Source organism: Paenarthrobacter sp. PH39-S1, from assembly GCF_030063245.1.
Classification (GTDB): domain Bacteria; phylum Actinomycetota; class Actinomycetes; order Actinomycetales; family Micrococcaceae; genus Arthrobacter_M.
Window position 1 is genome coordinate 37,779 of the sequence record NZ_JASISR010000004.1, and the last position, 14,979, is coordinate 52,757.

17 protein-coding genes are annotated in these 14,979 nt (G+C 64.2%); 14 read left to right on the forward strand and 3 right to left on the reverse strand.

The annotated features are described in order from the left end of the window. The first annotated feature begins 112 nt into the window (after window positions 1–112). From QMG52_RS03845 to QMG52_RS03880, 8 genes are all read left to right on the forward strand, one after another. The gene (locus QMG52_RS03845; RefSeq protein WP_283559114.1) at window positions 113–631 is read left to right on the forward strand and encodes a Chromate resistance protein ChrB; all 519 of its coding nucleotides are present in this window, start codon (window positions 113–115) and stop codon (window positions 629–631) included. A 48-nt stretch (window positions 632–679) separates the two neighbouring features. Then, window positions 680–907 carry a hypothetical protein gene (locus tag QMG52_RS03850; protein WP_283559115.1) on the forward strand — a complete coding sequence of 76 codons (228 nt, stop codon included), beginning with the start codon at window positions 680–682 and terminating at the stop codon, window positions 905–907. Window positions 908–1,081: 174 nt separating this feature from the next. Further along, window positions 1,082–1,306, forward strand: a complete 225-nt coding sequence (locus QMG52_RS03855) for a DedA family protein (protein ID WP_283559116.1) — start codon at window positions 1,082–1,084, stop codon at window positions 1,304–1,306. A 117-nt stretch (window positions 1,307–1,423) separates the two neighbouring features. Further along, window positions 1,424–1,606, forward strand: a complete 183-nt coding sequence (locus QMG52_RS03860) for a hypothetical protein (RefSeq protein WP_283559117.1) — start codon at window positions 1,424–1,426, stop codon at window positions 1,604–1,606. Further along, window positions 1,603–1,917, forward strand: coding sequence for an HAD hydrolase-like protein (locus QMG52_RS03865; protein ID WP_283559118.1), 315 nt, complete (start codon window positions 1,603–1,605; stop codon window positions 1,915–1,917). Before QMG52_RS03860 ends, QMG52_RS03865 begins: the two co-directional genes overlap by 4 nt. Before the next feature lie 223 nt (window positions 1,918–2,140). After that, the gene (locus QMG52_RS21870; protein WP_349361650.1) at window positions 2,141–2,341 is read left to right on the forward strand and encodes a hypothetical protein; all 201 of its coding nucleotides are present in this window, start codon (window positions 2,141–2,143) and stop codon (window positions 2,339–2,341) included. 244 nt (window positions 2,342–2,585) lie between these two features. Then, on the forward strand, window positions 2,586–3,044 hold the full coding sequence (locus QMG52_RS03875) for a cupredoxin domain-containing protein (protein WP_283559119.1): 459 nt from the start codon (window positions 2,586–2,588) through the stop codon (window positions 3,042–3,044). Continuing rightward, window positions 3,041–3,496, forward strand: a complete 456-nt coding sequence (locus QMG52_RS03880) for a hypothetical protein (RefSeq protein WP_283559120.1) — start codon at window positions 3,041–3,043, stop codon at window positions 3,494–3,496. The genes QMG52_RS03875 and QMG52_RS03880 overlap by 4 nt, the downstream gene beginning before the upstream one ends. A gap of 66 nt (window positions 3,497–3,562) precedes the next feature. Here the strand turns inward: QMG52_RS03880 and QMG52_RS03885 are convergent, their stop codons facing one another. The 3 genes from QMG52_RS03885 to QMG52_RS03895 all read right to left on the reverse strand — a co-directional run bounded on the left by QMG52_RS03885 (window position 3,563) and on the right by QMG52_RS03895 (window position 6,872). Beyond that, window positions 3,563–5,182: an ABC transporter permease gene (locus tag QMG52_RS03885; protein ID WP_283559121.1), complete on the reverse strand. Its 1,620-nt coding sequence runs from the start codon at window positions 5,180–5,182 to the stop codon at window positions 3,563–3,565. Continuing rightward, a complete protein-coding gene (locus tag QMG52_RS03890; protein ID WP_283559122.1) occupies window positions 5,182–6,108 on the reverse strand; it encodes an ABC transporter ATP-binding protein in 927 nt (308 codons plus the stop codon). The genes QMG52_RS03885 and QMG52_RS03890 overlap by 1 nt, the downstream gene beginning before the upstream one ends. A gap of 587 nt (window positions 6,109–6,695) precedes the next feature. Further along, window positions 6,696–6,872 (reverse strand): CsbD family protein, encoded by a 177-nt coding sequence (locus tag QMG52_RS03895; protein ID WP_283559123.1) that lies wholly within the window; start codon window positions 6,870–6,872, stop codon window positions 6,696–6,698. 132 nt (window positions 6,873–7,004) lie between these two features. Here QMG52_RS03895 and QMG52_RS03900 point away from each other — a divergent pair, with 132 nt between their 5' ends. From QMG52_RS03900 to QMG52_RS03925, 6 genes are all read left to right on the forward strand, one after another. After that, window positions 7,005–7,400, forward strand: coding sequence for a hypothetical protein (locus QMG52_RS03900; RefSeq protein ID WP_283559124.1), 396 nt, complete (start codon window positions 7,005–7,007; stop codon window positions 7,398–7,400). A gap of 777 nt (window positions 7,401–8,177) precedes the next feature. Next, window positions 8,178–10,586 carry an HNH endonuclease signature motif containing protein gene (locus QMG52_RS03905; RefSeq protein ID WP_283559125.1) on the forward strand — a complete coding sequence of 803 codons (2,409 nt, stop codon included), beginning with the start codon at window positions 8,178–8,180 and terminating at the stop codon, window positions 10,584–10,586. 270 nt (window positions 10,587–10,856) lie between these two features. Further along, entirely contained in the window at window positions 10,857–12,317 is a 1,461-nt protein-coding gene (locus tag QMG52_RS03910) for a SulP family inorganic anion transporter (RefSeq protein WP_283559126.1), read from the forward strand. Window positions 12,318–13,117: 800 nt separating this feature from the next. Next, the gene (locus QMG52_RS03915) at window positions 13,118–13,897 is read left to right on the forward strand and encodes a hypothetical protein (protein WP_283559127.1); all 780 of its coding nucleotides are present in this window, start codon (window positions 13,118–13,120) and stop codon (window positions 13,895–13,897) included. Between the two features lie 8 nt (window positions 13,898–13,905). Beyond that, window positions 13,906–14,268, forward strand: coding sequence for a DsrE family protein (locus QMG52_RS03920; RefSeq protein ID WP_283559128.1), 363 nt, complete (start codon window positions 13,906–13,908; stop codon window positions 14,266–14,268). Window positions 14,269–14,339: 71 nt separating this feature from the next. Continuing rightward, on the forward strand, window positions 14,340–14,933 hold the full coding sequence (locus QMG52_RS03925) for a peroxidase-related enzyme (RefSeq protein WP_283559129.1): 594 nt from the start codon (window positions 14,340–14,342) through the stop codon (window positions 14,931–14,933). Window positions 14,934–14,979: the final 46 nt, after the last annotated feature.

A 14,979-nucleotide genomic window follows, 5' to 3' on the forward strand; every position in this document is an offset into this window, starting at 1 on the left:
GTCCTCTTATGGATGCAATCAACACATCTTCGAATGTAACGCCTGTTACGATCAGGCCATGAGCATTGAGACGACAGCGGATAGCAGGAGTAGGCCCGGCAGCGCATGGATTGTGCTCATCGTGAAGGTGCCGGCTGCTCCTTCACGCCATCGCGTCGCCGTGTGGCGCGCGCTGCGCAGGATCGGAGCCGTCCCCGTCGGCCAGGGCGTGTGGATGGTGCCAAATGTCCCTGCCTTTGTGGACGGGGTGAGCCGGGTCATGGATCTGGTGGCGCAGGGTGAGGGCGAAATTATTGTGCTGGACACCCGGGGGCAGTCGGATGCGGATGCCGAGAAGATGCTGGCTCTGTTCACGACCGCCCGGGAGGAAGAATGGTCGGAATTCCTGGCCGATTGCAACAAATTTGAGACCGAAATCAGCAAAGAGATTAACCAGGACAAACTCACTATGGCCGAACTTGAGGAGGAAGAACAGAGCCTGGAAAGGTTACGCCGCTGGCACCACGATCTGAAGAAACGCGACGTTTTCGTTGTGCCTGCCGGCGTCGATGCGTTGGCGCGTTTGCGCGAATGCAGCGCCCGGTTGGAAGAATATGCTGACCTTGTTTATGCCCGAGTGCAGCAAATATAAGCATTCACTCAAGCTGGACCGTCCGTCCGGACAGAGAGGCAGGTTCCTATGGCTGGAATCGTAGACAGCATCGTGAACGTCAATGCCGTACTGGTCTGCGCCATCGTGTCCTCGCTGGTCTTCGCCGAAGATGCACTGTTCGTGGGCTTCGTCCTGCCGGGTGAGACCGCGGCTGTTCTGGGCGGGGTGGTCGCCAGCCGGGGGGCATGTCCAACTCTGGCTGATTTTGGTTCTCGTGGTCCTGGCCGCGATCATCGGCGACTCCGTCGGGTATGAGGTCTGAAGGCGCCTCGGCCCCCGACTGCTGGAACTGCGGATCCTCAACAAACGCCGCGCCCGCCTCGACGATGCACAAGACTTCCTGCGCCGACGCGGGGGCGCGGCCGTGTTCCTGGGTCGGTTTGGCGCCTTTTCCGCGCGGTCATGCCCGCCCTCGCGGGCATCTCGCAAATGCCCTACCCTCGGTTTTTGGCCTTCAACGCCGCCGGAGGCCTCGTCTGGGGGACCGGGTTCGTCCTCCTTGGGTTCCTGGCCGGGAACTCTTATGAGGCAGTAGCCAAAACCGTGGGCCGGGATATTGCCCTGGTCATCGCACTCTTGGCAGTCGCCACCCTCATTATGTTGCGTGTGCGCAAAGCCCGGCGGGACCTCCACAGCACCGCAGAGGACGAATGACCCACTCTGCATCCCGGGTCCCTGTCGGCGCCAACCCGGGGGCACCATGGATAAGGGGCCGGCTCTCTCGGCTTCACCGGCTGGGTCGGCGCAACCCCGTCATCAATACCGGGTTCGGTGTCCGGCAAATTCGCCGAGATCGCCGCCGAAGCACTACGCGGGCTCCTTCACGTTGTCACACTGAACCGGGACCTGGCGGACGCGGTGGAGCACATCATGCTGGGGTTGGCGGGCCTGCGCCCCCACCCGATGTCGTTGCCGGTGTCCGGGCACTGTCCGCGGCAGGTTTCCGTCTGGTGACCCTGACCAACGGCTCCACCTTGATCGCCGAGAAATTGCTTACCCAAGCCGGGATCCGCGAAGAGTTCGAACAGCTTCTCTCCGTTGAGGACGCACCCGCTTGGAAGCCTGTCAGGGGTGCGTTCGACTATGCCGTGGGTACATGCGGGGTCGACGCAGCGCAAATGATCCTTGTCGCCGTCCATCCCTGGGATATTCACGGAGCAACGCGTGCCGGACTCCAGACCGCGTGGCTGAACCGCATCGGCACCCCTTTCCCCGGCCCTAATGTCCGCCGGCGCGAGGGGTGGTGCATGAGTGTGGAGTCGTGAACAATGGGGCCATGAATGAGATGAATCTGAGCGCCGTTGCCCTCGTCTGTGCACTTGCGCCTTCACCGGAGCCCACCAGCAGCGAACTGCTGGCGCGGCAGATCCTTGAGCACCTTAATAATCACGGCGTATCCGGTTCGGTCTTGCGGGTCGTGGACTGGGATGTACATCTCCGGTGGCGGCCGTCGTCGGAAATGGGGGCGCCCATAAGGTCAGCGCTGACATGTTTCAGGGCCTGAATGACATCGGGTTCACCATCCCCGCCCAAGGCATAACGTACTGGGTGGGTGGAGCAATGCAGACCACTGACTTCAAAGGTCTTGAAGAAGTCCCGGAGAAAGTGGCATCGGCCACCGCCGTGGCTGCCCGGCATGCGGGGCACCTTGCAACCGTTCTGCGGAAGAATGCCTTCCCTGCTGGATAAAAGTCCACTGCCGTCTCGCTTGTCGTTGAAATGAATCTGCCGCTGCCCATGGCGCCCGGTATCGAGTACGGGACCTGGCCTAGGCAGGAAGTGAAGGATTCATGAATCTGTGACCATCCGTGCTGCCGATCACAGCGAACTACATAGTGTCAGCCTTGGGTTTGCGCGATCCTGAGTCGGCTGCCCGTCCGGGAGCCGAACCGGAACCAGAACCGATCCATTGTTATTCAATCGAGGGAATGTCATGGCTATTAATAATAGGAGTTTCTTCATCGTCCCGGCTGCGGCTCTGCTGCTGGCTGTGAGCGGCTGCTCATCAGCGGGCACAAGCGCGGGCACGGGCGCCGGGAGCAGTAGCGCTGCGGGCGGCACGTCGTCCATGGCTATGACCGCTTCGCCCGGCACGGCAACCGCCCCAGCCGGTGGTTCCTCTGCCTCGGCTACGCCAGCCACTGCCTCCGATACGATTCACATCAAAGGTTTCGCTTACCAAGGACCGGACAGCGTCGCCTCCGGCGCCATGGTGACCGTGATGAATATGGACAGCGCAGCCCATACTGTGACAGCCGACGAGGGCTCCGCATTCGATGTGACCGTGAAACCCGGGGAAAGCGTCACCTTCACAGCCCCCACTGCCCCGGGAACATACAAGTATCACTGCACGTACCACGGCAATATGCATGGGACGCTGGTCGTCAAATGAGCCGCAACCGCCGGGCCGACAGTAGGGCCGTCGGTCTGACCCTTCGGGTGCTGACGGCCGCAGGCCTGGCCGTGGACGCGGTGATCCACGTACGGTTGGCACCGGGATACCAGCTTGCCGCCCCGGACGGCATTGGACAGGGCAACCTGTTTTATCTGGAATCAGCGGCTGCCTTCCTGGCGGCGCTCTATGTCTTGATCCGGGGAAGCCGGCCCGCATTTTTGCTGGCCCTCGTCGTAGCAGCGGGCGGATTGGCTGCCGTGCTCCTGTACCGCTACGTCGACCTTCCGCCGATCGGCCCGATACCCTCCATGTATGAACCGGCTTGGTACCTGGAAAAAACCATCAGCGCCATCGCTGAGGGACTCGGCGCGCTCTTCGCTCTCGCTGGGCTCGTGTACCTGCGGCGCGTTGCTGCCAGGAACGGGATGCGGGTCGGCGCCCACGGATGACCGGCGCCCACGGGGGAGTCGTCGCAACAACTGAGTCGGTAGCGGACCGCTCAGTACCGGCCGCCGTCATGCGGTGAGGTCCCGCCGCCGGATCAGGAAAGCCGCAAGTGCGGCTCCGGCGAGGGCGCTGACGGTCAGGGTCAGGGCTCCGTCAGGGTCGAAGGGTTCAGCTGGCATGGCGGAGGAGTGACGGAACGGGCTCATATCCTGCAACCACAACGGAAGGCCGAGCAGCTCCCCGAACTGGCCCAGGATCAGCCCGACGGCCAGGAATCCCCAAGCCAGCGCGCTGCTCAACCGGGGAACCACAGCGAAGGCCAGTGAAGTTACAGCCGCGAAGACAGCTGCGGCAGGGACGTGCGCCAGCGCGGCGGCCACGATCAATCCTCCCTGGCTGTTGCCTGCCCCCGACAGACCCAGCCCGACGGCCGCCGCAGTACCAGCGGTTGTAGCCACCGCTGTCACGGACAAAGCGGCTATAGCCAGGGTCCCCGCCAACCATCGGGCACGGGACGCAGGGACCGCGAGGAGCAGTTCGGCCCGGCCCTCGGCCTCTTCGGCCCGAAGTCGAAGCACCGCCTGGATTCCGGCGGCAGCAGCGAGGACACCTGCGATGCCCAGCAGGGCAGTGGTAAGGAGATCGACGACGTCGGCCTGGCCGCCCGGCACGAGGCGGCCAATCAGTTCCTTAAGGGACCGGTTGCCTGCCAGCGCGTCCCTGACCAGGGGAGCGAGGCCGCCTGCCACGGCGCCGATTGTTGCGGCGGCGAGGCACCAGCCGGCCAGTGTGGAGCGTTGAAGACGCCACGCCAGGCCCACGAACGAGGCCCCTCCGGCGCCGGCCCGCTCCTTCCCATAGCGATCGTGCAGGACGCTGGCGCCAAGATCCCTGCGGTTCCTGACCAGTACCGCTGCCGCGGCCAAAACCAGCGCGGCCGCGGCCAGAACCAGAAGCGGCACGGGATCGGCCGACGAGAACGGTCGGGACCGCTGGCCCCAGCCAATGGGTGAGAACAGCGATGGCCACGCCGCTTTGACGTGCATCATGTCAGCATCCGGGGTGCCGAGGGCGGCCCCGATACCCCGGACAAGATAAGCGGCACCGACCAGGCCTGCGGCGACCCCGTTCGCGCTGCGTCCGGACGGCATAACCTGCGCAACCACCGCGGCAGCGGCCACGAAGAACAAACCCACCGCGCCCACCGCGCCCCCTGCCACGAGCGACCCGGAAACCGGCAGACCAGCGGCTGCGAAACCGGCCGTGACCGACCCGGCCAGGACCAGGTTCGCGCAGGCACCGACCAGGAGCGTCGCCGCCAAGGGGGCGACGCGCGGGACCGGGGCGGAGCCTATGAGTTCGGAGCGTCCGAGCTCTTCATCGGCACGCGTGTGCCGCACGACAAGGAAGGTGCTCATCAGACCGGCCAGGACCGCGGTAGACGAGTAGACCTGGAAGAACACCACCGCCCCGATACCGGTGCCATCGGGCAGCCCGCGGAGGAAAAGAAACGCAGGGCTTGCCGCGGCAACGGAAATGATCGCAGCCCGTTCGTCCTCGTTTCCGAACTGGCCGGCCACCGCGATGGAAGTGACAAAGCCCAGCCCGGCGATGCCCAGGATCCACACGGCAAGGATCCAGCGGTCCCGGCGTGCCAGGACCATGGCCAGCCGGACCACGGCGCCCATCAGCGTACCTCCCCGTTCGGCACAGCGTGGTCCGATTCCGTGTAATGGCGCATGAACAACTCCTCCAGCGAGGGCGGGGCCGCGGTAATGTCGGTGACGCCGGCCGCCGCGAGACCTTCCAGGACGGGGCCCAGGTCAGCGGCGTCGGCATCGAACTCGGTTCCGGTTCCGTCGCTGTGCAGGTCGTGCACGCCAGGCAGCGCCGCCAATACTGCCGGATCCGTCGCGGCCGTGAATCGGAAACGGGTCCGTGTCAGGTGCCGGAGCTCGGCCAGGGTTCCCGATTCAACGGCTGTCCCGGAGCGGATGATGGTGACCCTGTCACAGAGCTGCTCGACCTCGCTGAGGATATGGCTGGAGAGCAGCACCGTCGCCCCGTCGCCGCTGACACGCTGGACCTGGCGCCGGAAAACGGAGTCCATGACCGGATCCAGGCCCGCGCTTGGTTCATCCAGAAGGTACAGGCGGGCCGGGCGGGCGAACGCGGCGATGAGTGCCGCCTTCTGCCGGTTGCCCTTGGAATAGGTCCGGGCCTTCCGCCGCGGGTCGAAATCGAACTCGTCGACGAGCTCGCGGCGCAGCCGTTCATCCGCCCCACCGCGCAGACCCGTGAGCAGATCGATGACTTCCCCGCCGGAAAGATTAGGCCACAGACTCACGTCGCCGGGAACATAGGCGACATCGCGGTGCGCCCGGGCAGGGTCCATCCAAGGGTCCAGGTTGAAGACGCGGGCGGTGCCTGAGGTGGGACGAATGAGGCCCAGGAGTATCCGGAGAGTGGTTGACTTGCCGGCGCCGTTGGGTCCCAAGAAGCCGTGGACCTCGCCGGTCCTGACGCTGAGATCGAGACCGGCCAGTGCGGTGGTCCGGCCGAAATTCTTCGCCAGCCGGGTGGTTTCAATGACGGGAGGTGATCCTGTGTGCATGGTCGTTCCGTTCCTTGGTCGCAGCGCGCACGCCCAAGGCGACCGTCAAGGGCGTTCCGCGGGCTTTTCGCGCGCGGGCCGACCAGGCTTCGCGGCTCTCCGATCTACAGCTTACAAGTACCAAACCAGCCGGGGAAGACCAGCGCGGGCGCCCCCGGCCCGGATGTGTCGGCTAGCCCAACCACACGCGAACGGCCGCCCAGACCTGGATGAAGTCGCGAACATCGTGGAACAGTCCACTCGGGACGGGATGCTGACGGACGCCAGCGGCACTCTCACCGCGGCGTTCGAGTTCACGGTCAAACCGTGACAGACGTTGAGGTTCCCGTCGGCGGGATGGTGCTCCTGCCGCAGTCATCCACCCCGGCAGAGATCCATCCGGGAGTCGCCAAGCACGGCTATCCCAGGTACATCCTCACCAACGACGGTAACACCACCGGCGTGCCCTTCTGGAGGACATCAGCAAAGAACTGGTCGGTGAAGTGCAGGACGCCACGAGCGCCTTAACCTGGGCGGTGGGTTCCTCCGAAAACGCCACAAAAAAGGTGCGGCTCCGCGGGAGCCGCACCCTTTCTTAGATTCGGGAGTCAGTCATTCTTGAAAGCGTCCTTGACCTTCTCGCCCGCCTGCTTCAAATCCGACTTGGCCTGATCGCCTTGGCCTTCTGCCTTGAGGCTCTCATCACCTGTTGCTTTGCCGGCGGCCTCTTTGCCCTTGCCGCCAAGCTTCTCAGCTGCGTTACCGATCTTGTCATCCAAACCCATGGTGTTTCTCCCTACGGTCGGCTCCCGCCGGCAGACCGCCAGCGGCTAACTCTTCCATCCTACCCACGCTTCGGCTGCGGGCCCAGCTTGCAGTCTCTGCCAACAGCGCGGACCGGCGGATATGATCAAACCATGCCCGGACCCGCAGATGTTCTTGGCCCAATCCTGGAACTGATGACGTGGGTGGGCTTCGTCCCCGGCATTCCGCTGCTGGTCGCCGGTTGGGTGGTGGCCAAACGCCGCTGCCCCTGGACCAGCACTACCGCTGAGGTCTTCGAAGCTGGCGGGTACAAGGGTTTCCGCTGGTCCGACCGGGAGAACGCCCCTCACCTTTCCCTACACACCGCCGAGGAAACCCCAGGGCTGGAGCCCGGCAGCGAAGTCGTGCTCCATTTCGACGCGTGCCACCCGGGCCGGTGGGGCCTCGTCCCCCACAGGCACGATAACACCGTTATGACCGTTGGATGGATCCTGACCGCGGTCGGGATCGTGTGCACCCTGGCGGGGTTCATTCTGATGATGCTCTAAACGGCGAGACCTGCGCTGCTCTGCTGGAGGAAACCTGTCTTAGCAAGCGAGTCTCAGCGACCATGACATTCGCCTCCTCGCCTGCGTCGTCGCCTGGAAACCGTCCATGAAGGACCGTTCATGAGACGCTTCGCGTGTTTGCCGATCCGGGCAGGCTGCCGGGTTTTTGCCGGTCTTTTCCAGGTGCTGGTCCACGCAGATCGGTGCGCGGGTGCTGATGTGCACGGGCTCGGCATGGATTTGTTTGGGCGAGATGAGTTCGTGGAGACGGCCTTGAGGGAACGGAGCGTCATCGTCGAGACCGGGACTGACTGGGTTTCCTTCGTCGCCCGCGACGGTAACCTCATCACCGATCAAGACCCCAGTCCTCCGAAGACGTGGCGAAGGAAGCTATCCAGGTCCTGGCGAAGTAGCGCCGCATTTCAGGCCAAGCACGACGGCGCACGGTTGCCGAAAGGCGGCCGACAGCGGCGGCCGTCCGCCGCCGTCGTGCCGCCCAGCGGGCTTCCCCGGTATCGAGAGGCTGCCCCGTCCTGGGCAGATCGCTCTTCGTCTGCAAGGGGCACGGCCCGAACACGTCAACATGCCCCGGGTTTCTGCGGCGGTTCGGTCCTGTTGGGCTGTCGGAATAAGCTTTTGAAGATTTTTTGCCCGGGGGGCCGTATTTGTCCTGCTTCGCTCTTATTTTGTCGGTGGGGTCTCTTAGTCTGAAGTCAGTACCAAATCGAAGTCTTCGCCGGTGAGGATGACCGGCCCGGATAGAGGCGGTGGGAGCCGATGGAGATTAGTCTAGATAACGTCGCTCAGGTGCTGGCCGCCGTCGCCGCGAAATACCCGGGCCGTGCCCGCTCGGCCGGATCTCCCGCGAGCGGTGAAAATTCCAAGCAACCAGATACTGCCGGATCAGCCGAACCAGACGCTGCCGGATCGGCACACGATATCGCGGGGTCAGCCGTTCCCGGCGGCGTCGTCATTCCTGCTGGTCCTGCCGGCGGTATCGAAGTGCGGCTGGGTATAATCGATGCGCAGCTCGCGGGGATTTTAGCGACAGACCCGCGAGCCGTATCGCCCGCGTCCTGGCTGCCGATCCTCGATACGCTTGAGGTCCTGCACCGGCGCTTGGACGCCGTGTACCTGCGCAGCGTCGCCGCCGCAGACCAGACCGGTGCGGCGGCTTTCTCCGGGCTCGGCACCCGCAACGTGCAGGACTACCTCAATCACGGGGCCGGAATCGAACCGGGCCGGGCGAAAGCCGATGTTGAGGCCGCTCGGGCCCTGCATACCAGTTCCGTCGGTCGGAGCCTTCTGACGCGCGAAGCAACACTGAATGCCGGACCGCTGGCCGCGATGGGCCCAGGTCTGGAGAGCGGGGAGATCACCGCCGCGCACATCCACACCGGCGTGAAAGTGCTGGAGAATCTTCCCACCCGGCTGCTGACTGGGACGACCACCGCCGCGATCGGGGCGTTCCTGGCCCGGCAGGCGCCCACTCATCAACGTGAGCAGTTCCGTAAGCTCGCCGCCTTCCTGATAACGACCTGCGAAACGAACATCAACGACCACTACGATCCCCAGGCGTTCCTACGTCGGAGGCTCACCATGGCTGTGGATATCACCGGCATGGTGTACGGCTCGTACCAGCTCGATCCGGCCGCCGGAGCCGAATTCAGGGCCCTGCTGGATCCTTTGTCTGCGCCGACCCCGGACCAGCAGGCGCCTGACGGGGCGTTCAACGTCACCGATGAAAGGACGCCGGATCAGCGCCGGGCCGACGCGTTGACGGACATCACCCGCGCCGCGACCGCCTACTTGGGCTTCCCCGGCCGACCCGCCACCGCCGCCGAAACTGGCGGCAGCGCTGACGCCGGCGGCCCCAACGGCACAGCGGGCACCGGCGAGGCGGGTAAGTCGGGCGAGGCGGATGCTTGGGTGGTCCCGGCGTCGGATGAGCAGGACCGGGAAGCTGCCGCGGCAGCGCAGGCGCGGGACCTCTTCGGCCTCACCCCCATTGCCGGCACCACCCACTGTAATCCAGGCCGGGCCGCACGGCTCCGGCCAGGCCGGCGTCCGGCCAGGATTACCATTACCACCACCTTTGACCAACTCCGCAGCTACCCGGAAGATATGGTGGCAGCCCTCAGGGATGACGCATCCAGACGCGACCCAGCCGGACCCGACGCAACCAGAGATAACCCAGCCAGAGTCGACGTGCCCCCACCCGCCGGCGCGGGCGTCAAACCACCGGAACCACCGGTCGCTGATGATGAATCACCGGAACCGCCGGAACCGCCGGAACCACCGGAACCACCGGAACCACTGGAACGACCGGAACCGCCGGAACCGCCGGAACCACTGGAACGACCGGAACCGCCGGGTCGGACCCCCGCCACCGGGACCGGTACTCCTGCCCGCGAATGGCTCCACGTCACGGACCGGGATTGGAAACGGCCCGATCCCACCGCTACAGGCAACGGCTGGCCGCAGGAATCCGTAGAATCCGATCCCGGCAACGGCTGGCCCGGCGGCATCGGCCCGGCCAGCACCACCACCAACAACGGATGGCCCGACAGTAACCCGACTGCCCCCGGCACCGGCTGGGAACAGGCCGGCTCCGGAATCTACCTCCCCGGTTCCAGTCCAGTCTGTACCTGCGGCAGAGGGCCTAACACACCCCTGGATCCCACACACTCCTGGTGCGACCAACTCGGCAGCATCACCCCCGGCACGTTGGCCCGGCTGGTCTGCGGCGCGACCTTCGAACGCGCCGTCCTGGACGCCAAGGGCGCCTTCCTGGACCTCGGCACGGCGGTCCGCCTCGCCTCACCGGCCCAGCGCCGAGCGGTATCGATCCGCGACGGCGGCTGCATCAGACCCGGCTGCAATCGTCCGCCCAGCTGGTGTGATATCCACCACATCATCTGGTTCACCAACGGTGGCCCCACGGACGTCATCAATCTGGCACCAGCGTGCCCGGCGGACCATTCCCTCTTCCACGCCGGCATCCTCGAAGCAACCATGATCGACGGCATCCCCTACGTCCGCTACGGACCCAACGCCGTTATCCGCGCCGGCCTGCGGCCATACCGCGCCGGCACAGCCAACAACTGGACCCGCAACACGTACTTCGACGACCTCAAAGACGCCCGAAACCTCGCCCGAACCATCATCACCGCCCGCGAACTATAGATACGGTTTCCCGTCCGGCCGCGATGAACAAGCCGATGACGCAGAGATGACACAGAAATCATCCGAGGGTTGAATATCTGCCAGGCCCCGCCCCGCTATCGTGCAGCAGCCCACTGGACGCAGGGTCCACTCGGACGGCCCTGGGATAATGTTGGAGTCCTGATCGCGCAACCGGCGCCCACCTATCTCGCCCACCGGTTCTCCCACGAGAGCCCCGTCTTCGGAGTCATCCCGGTCATGGCCGAACAAGTATCACGCACACAAGCCTCTATGAGTGTCCTCACAGTGCTGCGGAGGCCGGAGCTCCTGAGCAGGGAAGTGCTGGCCGGGATCGTCACCACGCTTGCGCTGGTGCCGGAAGTCATCTCGTTCTCAGTCATCGCTGGCGTGGACCCAATCGTCAGCCTCATGGCGTCGATAGTTCTGGCGATCACCATGTCGATCCTGGGCGGCAGGCCGGCGATGATCACTGCTGCTGCCGGCTCCGTCGCTCTCGTCGTCGCGCCGCTGGTGAAGGCGCACGGTGTCGAATACATATTGCCGGCGGTGATCCTCGCCGGCGTCGTCCAGATCCTGTTCGGTACGTTGGGATTGGCGCGGCTGATGCGCTTCATTCCGCGCTCGGTGATGATCGGCTTCGTCAATGCCTTGGGTGTTCTCATTTTCATGGCGCAGGTGCGTCATCTGATCGACGTCCCGTGGCTGGTCTATCCGTTGTTCGCCCTGACCGTCGTGATTATCCTGGTGCTGCCGCGGTTCACAAAAGCGGTGCCGGCACCGCTTGTCGCGATCGTCGCCGTCACAGCGATCGTCATCTTCGCCGGCCTCACCGTTCCGAACGTTGCCGATGAAGGTCCACTCACCGGCGGACTTCCCGGTCTCACCTCATTCGTCGTTCCGCTGAACCTCCACACACTGCAGATCATCTGGCCAACCGCACTGAGCGTGGCGTTTGTCGGCCTGATGGAAACGCTGCTGACCGCCAAGCTGGTCGACGATTTGACGGACACTCGGTCGCACAAGGGCCGCGAATCTTGGGCCCTGGGAGTGGCCAACATTGCTGCAGGCTTCTACGGCGGCATGGCCGGCTGCGCGATGATTGGTCAGACGATCGTCAACGTGAAGATCGGCCGAGCCCGTACGCGCATTTCATCCCTTGTCGCCGGACTGTTCCTGCTGGCCCTCGTGACGGGGCTGAGTTCGATCATGGGACAAATTCCCATGATGGCCCTGGCCGCAGTCATGATGATTGTCGCCGTCACCACCGTCGACTGGCACAGTGTCAAACCATCGACTGTAAAACGCATGCCGGTCCCGGAAACTATCGTCATGAGCGTGACGGTGATCGTCGTCGTGGTGACCGGCAACCTCGCTGTCGGCGTCCTCGTGGGCGTCGTCCTGGCCACGGTGTTGTTTGCGCGCAGGATCGCGCACGTGATTCGTGTCGACCGAATTCTGGCCGACGACGGGACGTCAGTGACGTACGAGGTCCGCGGACCGCTGTTCTTCGGTAGCAGCAATGACCTGGTTGATCAGTTCTCCTACGCGCTCGATCCGGCACATGTGACCGTCGATCTCACGAACGGGCAGATTTGGGACGCGTCCACCGTTGCGGCCCTCGATTCGATTGAAGCGAAGTACCGTGCCCATGGAGCAATGGTCGCCTTCCGTGGACTCGACGAGCACAGCTCGGCCTTTCACCAGCGCCTTACCGGGCAGTTCGGGGCCTAGCAGGGCAGTGCAGTCCGCAGGAATGGCGGCACTAGAGTGCGCAGGAACGACTAACAGCGGGACGTTCGGCACGGCCTGACCGTTATCGCGTCCCCAGGGACATCGATGCGGATGCCTGGTCCCCAATTTCATCAAGGACACGGAGGAGGCATTGGCAGCGGTCCTCGACGACGAGCCGACCCGATTATCCACGGGAAAGCACAGCCCGTCCAGGGTGGACTGATGTCCTTCTCCTCGGATGTCGAAGCGGATTGCCATGGGTGACGAGCGTGGGATTGTCATGATGGACCAGCGGTGTGTCCGCTCTCGGCCATGAGCTCGGATTTCTTGAGGGCTCCTACGCTGTTAAGCACAATCTCCCGGGTCCGGTCAACATCCAGCGGCAGGCTAAGGCTGGCGCAGGCTATTCGACGCCTGCCTCCTACCGTCGTGTGTCTACCCCGTCGCGACACGGGGACCTCGGAGCGAATAGCGACCACGGCGGCGATCAGGAGTGGACACCCGATCAACAACGCTCCGGTCGACCGGTCTTGGTACTGCAGCCGCTATCGGTTCGTGCCCAACTGTAACCGCCCATTTCCGCGAGCCGGAAACGAGTGTCACCTTTCATCTGGCATGCCGCACCGTCCCACCCGAGGGACCCTTACTGCCGATGCCATACGGTGCAGAGGCAGTCATTCCCCGCCGCGGGGCCTGGCCCGACTCGGCAGCGGAAATCCGCAACGGAAAATGGGGCATTCGCCCCATGCCGCTCGTGTGACTGCGGACATACGATCTCTGCACAGCGTAAGGAGAACGAAATGACTACACAGCAGCCGCAGACATACGCCGAGGAGGCAGAATCCTGTGCAGAATTGCCCGCCGACACCGCAGAACGGTTCGCCGACACCGCAGAACGGTTCGCCGGGTATGCCGTTCTGGGAATGCCCTTTAGCTCCGGCTTCTATCTTGCCTTCCGGCATTTTCCCGCCAGCTCAATCGGCCCGGGCTACCGCGCGGTCTGGCTGCGCAGACCCGACGGCCAATGGGTGGTCTACGCCGACGTACCCCCGCATCTGAGCTGCGCCCGGTATTTCGGATCCGCCCTCAACGCGGCGATATCCGCCGAGATCACGGTCAGCTGGAACAGTCCGGGTATCGCCACAATCCGGATTCCCGACATCCTGGATTGGCGGATCGAGATGGCAGGTTCGCGGACCTCCAGTGTCGTTAGCGCCTTGGCCCAGCGGATACCCGCACGGCTCTGGCGGAACGAGCGTGTGCTCCGAAGTATGGGATTGGTGGCGGGTCCGTTACTGCATGCAGGGAAAATGAAATTTTCCGGTGTCGTCCCCAATGGTCAATCCTTCCAGGCGCAGCCGTTGCGCGTGTGGATCGTCCGGTCCACAACCGCAACCATTGATGGCGCTGACGCGGGCAGGCCGGGCCCCTTGCCTCAGCAGGAACACCTGGGCGACTTCTGGCTCCCGCAACGCGGCCTGTTCGTCGCCGGCCTTGGCGTCAGATTCCCATCCACGGCGACGGCCGGCACCGGCGCGGTTCAGCTGTCGGTATGTGAGACGGAAGAGAGAGCATCATGAATAGCAATATGAACAAGGCAGTGATCAGCCTGACAACCGGGTTGGAAGATCCAGAGCGTGTCACAGTCGCGTTTTTGGTGGCTGTGGGGGCTGCCGAACAGGGCAGGGAGACTCAGATGTTCCTCACCAAGGAAGCCGTGCGGCTGGTGCTTCAGGGGTTTGCACACGTTGTGGCGTGCGATGGATGCCCGCCCCTGACGGCCCTTATGGAGCGGTACGAAAAGGCAGGCGGCAGGTATCTGGTCTGTCCCATCTGTTTGGATTCGCGCAAGATCGACAGGTCGGGCTTTATGGCCCATGCCGAGGCCGGCGGTACCGTCCAGCTGTGGGACTGGATTGGTGAGGACGCGGCGGTCACCTTCAGTTACTGACCCGAACAATCCACCGCGCTTTCTTGTCATGTGAAAAGTGCACCGTTTTCGTAGAGCAAAGGCAGACCGTCATGAGCATCATCCAAACCGCCCCCGAGGCTGAAGCCACGGGTAGGACAGCGGAGATTTACGCAGAGGACAGGCAAGTCCTGGGCTACGTTCCGAGCCACACCCGGGTTTTGAGCGTGCATCCCGAAGCCCTGGCCGCGTGGAAGGCCCTGCAGAGCACCATCGCCGGATCAATGGGCATGCGCCGCTTCGAGCTGGTGACTCTCGCCGCGGCCCTTGGCATCGGATCCAGGCACTGCCGGCTGGCACACGGCAATAAGTCGCTGAAATTCATCGGCGAAGAGGAATTGGTGCGGATCGCATGCGACTACCGCGACGCCGGTCTTTCCGAAGCCGAAGTCGCGATGATGGACTTCGCCCAGAAACTCAGCACCGACTCCGTAGCCATGACCGACGCCGACAGTCTGCGCCTGCGCGACATTGGCTTCGGCGACAGGGAGATCGTTGACATCGCCCTTGCCGCCGCGGCCCGTAACTACCTCAGCCGGGTGCTGCAGGCACTGGCAGTTGATGTGGACCTCCCGCCCGGTCTCAGTCAGGTCCTCCACGACGCCTTGCTCGAACCTCTCGGACATAACGACGCCGTCGCCTGCTGATCTCGTGGCCCTGCATGCGGGACCGCGTGGCCGGCCCAGCCATATA